This is a genomic window from Mesorhizobium sp. M7A.F.Ca.US.002.01.1.1 (assembly GCF_004022955.1).
Lineage (GTDB): Bacteria > Pseudomonadota > Alphaproteobacteria > Rhizobiales > Rhizobiaceae > Mesorhizobium > Mesorhizobium ciceri.
This window is the reverse complement of record NZ_RZQE01000585.1, coordinates 1-3,188: the sequence shown is the minus strand read 5'-3', so window position 1 is coordinate 3,188 and position 3,188 is coordinate 1. Positions and strand designations below refer to the sequence as shown.

The 3,188-nt window shown below is 63.0% G+C and carries 5 protein-coding genes; 4 read left to right on the top strand and 1 reads right to left on the bottom strand.

Going from position 1 to position 3,188, the window contains the following annotated elements; translation table 11 throughout:
* The 4 genes from EN932_RS32380 to fae all read left to right on the top strand — a co-directional run.
* Positions 1 to 129: methenyltetrahydromethanopterin cyclohydrolase (locus tag EN932_RS32380; protein ID WP_281061568.1), on the top strand; the 129-nt coding region annotated here is incomplete at its 5' end.
* 230 nt (positions 130 to 359) lie between these two features.
* The gene (locus EN932_RS32375; protein WP_245469168.1) at positions 360 to 1,211 is read left to right on the top strand and encodes a RimK family alpha-L-glutamate ligase; all 852 of its coding nucleotides are present in this window, start codon (positions 360 to 362) and stop codon (positions 1,209 to 1,211) included.
* Positions 1,208 to 2,083 (top strand): triphosphoribosyl-dephospho-CoA synthase, encoded by an 876-nt coding sequence (locus EN932_RS32370; RefSeq protein WP_348629876.1) that lies wholly within the window; start codon positions 1,208 to 1,210, stop codon positions 2,081 to 2,083. Before EN932_RS32375 ends, EN932_RS32370 begins: the two co-directional genes overlap by 4 nt.
* 149 nt (positions 2,084 to 2,232) lie before the next feature.
* Positions 2,233 to 2,739, top strand: coding sequence for a formaldehyde-activating enzyme (gene fae / locus EN932_RS32365; RefSeq protein WP_013532036.1), 507 nt, complete (start codon positions 2,233 to 2,235; stop codon positions 2,737 to 2,739).
* Between the two features lie 137 nt (positions 2,740 to 2,876).
* Here fae and EN932_RS32360 read toward each other — a convergent pair.
* A partial coding sequence (locus EN932_RS32360; RefSeq protein WP_245483368.1) for a HisA/HisF-related TIM barrel protein occupies positions 2,877 to 3,188 on the bottom strand: 312 nt, incomplete at its 5' end.

Genomic DNA, 3,188 nt, shown 5'->3' with positions numbered 1-3,188 from the left:
GGCGATTTCTATGCCATCGACCCGTTGCTGTTCAGCCCGGCTGAAGTGATCGTGACAGCGATCGAAACCGGCGATACTTTTCGCGCCGGTCGGCGTGATCTGAAGATGCTCGAACGGAGTCTCGGCTAGGGCATGGCGGTGCAAAGGGATTCGTCTGTCATTCGCCCGCCCGGCGACTGCCTTCCGTGCAGCCCTGCCGCGGACGCTGCCATGAGGGCCTGGAATCGCTCGCGCCGCCGACATTCCCGCACCCGAGAGGCCACATGATCCCTCGCATCCTGATCGTCAGCGACAAAGTGGACACCGGCTCCAACGGCCTGGCGGCAGGACTTGGTCGGGGGGGCGCCGCCGTTACAGCCGTGCCGCTGGCGGCGATCGCATTCGATACCAGCAGCCCGAGCGGACTTACGATCCCCGGCTTCGGCGGCACGCTGCCCGACGCCGTGCTCGTCCGTTCGATCGCCGCCGGATCGTTTGAAGCGGTTACCCGGCGCCTCGGGGTGCTGCACGCGTTAAGCAGACTGTCGGTTCCCGTATGGAATTCCGCGCAGGCGATCGAGCGCTGCGTCGACAAGTCGATGACGACATTCCTCCTGAAAAATGCCGGCCTGCCTACGCCACGCACCTTTGCCGCAGAAGGACTTGCCGTCGCCGAGGAGGTCGCGGCGCAAGAGCTTCCGCGGGGACCGCTGGTGCTGAAACCATTGTTCGGGGCGCAAGGCCGCGGCATAAAGCTGATCCGCACGCTCTCGGACCTGCCGGCCGCAGAAGAGGTGAACAGCGTCTACTACCTTCAGCAATATGTGTCGCGTGCCGGTCCGCCTTTCCGGGATTTCCGCGTGTTTGTCTGCGCCGGAGAGACCGTGGCGATGATGAGCCGCATCAGCGACGACTGGATCACGAACGTCAACCGGGGTGGCGTGCCGGAACAGGTTTCCGAACATGGCAAGGCGGAACTGGCATCGCTGGCCGTCGCTGCGTCAGCCGCGGTCGGCGCGGATTTTGCCGGCGTGGACATCGTGCGGGCTGACGACGGCAATCTGTTCATACTCGAAGTGAACAGCATGCCCGCATGGTCGGGATTGCAGTCGGTGGTCGCCGTGAACATCGCCGAAGCAATCGCCGATGCCTTGCTGAAACTTCTGGCCGACCGCGCCGAGGCGGCCGCCGCACCGCGGCCCTACCGTTTTGCCGCGCCTGCGAATTCGTGAGGGCGGGCAAGTTGGCGCTTTCGCGTGAACGCCTCCGGGCCAGCTATAAGAATGCCTGCAGGATGGAGATCGAAGCCCTAAAGCCGGGCAACGTCCATCTGTTCGCCGACGGACACGGCATGTCCGCCGCCCAGTTCATGACAAGTGCGGAGGTTTCCTCCGGGCCGCTGACCGATCCTCGTCTGCCGGTCGGGCAGCGGATGCTGGAGGCGGTGCGCGCGACACGACTGGCGGTCGCAACCAACACCAATCTCGGAATCATCCTTCTGGCAGGGCCTCTGATATGCGCTGCCGAAATGGGCGGTGACAGACTGCAGGACAATCTCGATTCGCTGCTTCGGGCTTTGAGCGTGCAGGATACCAAGGCGGTATTCGAGGCGATCGTCACGGCCGCGCCAGGCGGCCTCGGAGAAGCCGCCAACGATGTGCGGCAGGAGCCGAAGGTCCATTTGCTGGACGCGATGAGGGAGGCTGCCGACCGCGACATGATCGCTCGCCAGTACAGCAACTGTTTCGGCGACGTGTTCGGGGTCGGGCTCGCCGCGCTGGATGGAGCGTTGGCACGTGAAGAAGACGGCATGTGGCCGACGGTGTTCGTCTACATGGCGTTTCTCGCCGACTTCCCCGACAGCCATGTGATGCGCAAGCACGGCGTTCACGTCGCAAATCAGGCGCGGCAGGAAGCCGTTGCCGTTCAGGCGGCGCTCCATGCCGAGGGCGACGAACCGTCGCGCATTCGTCTGCTCATGGAGTTCGACCGCCGGCTGAAGGCCGACAACATCAACCCCGGCACCTCGGCCGACCTCACCGTGGCTACTCTTTTAGTCCACACCCTCGCCCTCACCTTGCATAATCGCGGCGTTGGTGCTTGACTTCCAAAAGCGGAAGCTGTGCTTCCGCGGCTATCTAGCCAACCGGTCCGGGCAAATCCGGACGCTGCCAACAAGGATAGCTGTCCATCGAGCGCCTGCTCGGTTGCAGCGTCCGTGGACATCATAATTGTGTCTTGGAGGAAATTGGCATGGCAAAAATATCAAAGGTTATGGTCGGTGAATCGCTGGTGGGAGACGGCAACGAAGTCGCGCATGTCGACCTGCTCATCGGCCCGCGGGGGAGCGCGGTCGAAACGGCATTTTGCAACGCGCTTACCAACAACAAGGACGGCTTTACTTCGCTTTTGGCGGTGATCGCGCCCAATCTTCAATGCAAACCCAACACCGTGATGTTCAACAAGGTCACGATCAAGGGTGCCAAACAGGCGGTCCAGATGTTCGGCCCGGCGCAGCACGCCGTGGCAAAGGCCGTGCAGGACAGCGTTGCGGACGGGACCATTCCGGCCAACGAAGCAGACGACGTGTTCATCTGCGTCGGGGTATTCATCCATTGGGACGCGGCGGACGACGCCAAGATCCAGAAATACAATTACGAGGCGACAAAGGAAGCCATCCAGCGCGCCGTTGCAGGAACCCCGACCGCCGCCGAAGCAACGGCCCAGCGCGACAAGGTCAAGCATCCGTTCGCAGCCTAGACAAGAGACAGCCCCGCACAGGAAAAACCCTCTTCTGAGACGGATGGTCTGTTGCGCCGGCTGAAAAAGGTTCTGGGCTTTTGAAACGTCAGCTCCCGAAGGGCGCACGCCCTTCGGGAGCTGACGAGCAACGATGATCAGGCGCCGAGTGACGCGAGGCGGCCGGGCGTGAGCGTAGCGTTGTGCAATGAGGTTGCGACCAGTGCCGCGGCGACGCCCATGGCGGACAAGGCCCTGATGTCGTTCTCGTCGCGGACACCGCCGGCCGCAATGACAGCGCGATTTCCGGCCTTGGCCTTGACCTCCTGCAACCGCCCGAAGTCGGGACCGGCGGCCGCACCGACCTTGGCCAGCGTCATGACAATCACCTTTTGCGGCCAAAGCTCGGGCTCATCGAGAAGAGAACGCGGCCCGCAAAAACTATCGCCGACGAAATCAAGGGACAGGAT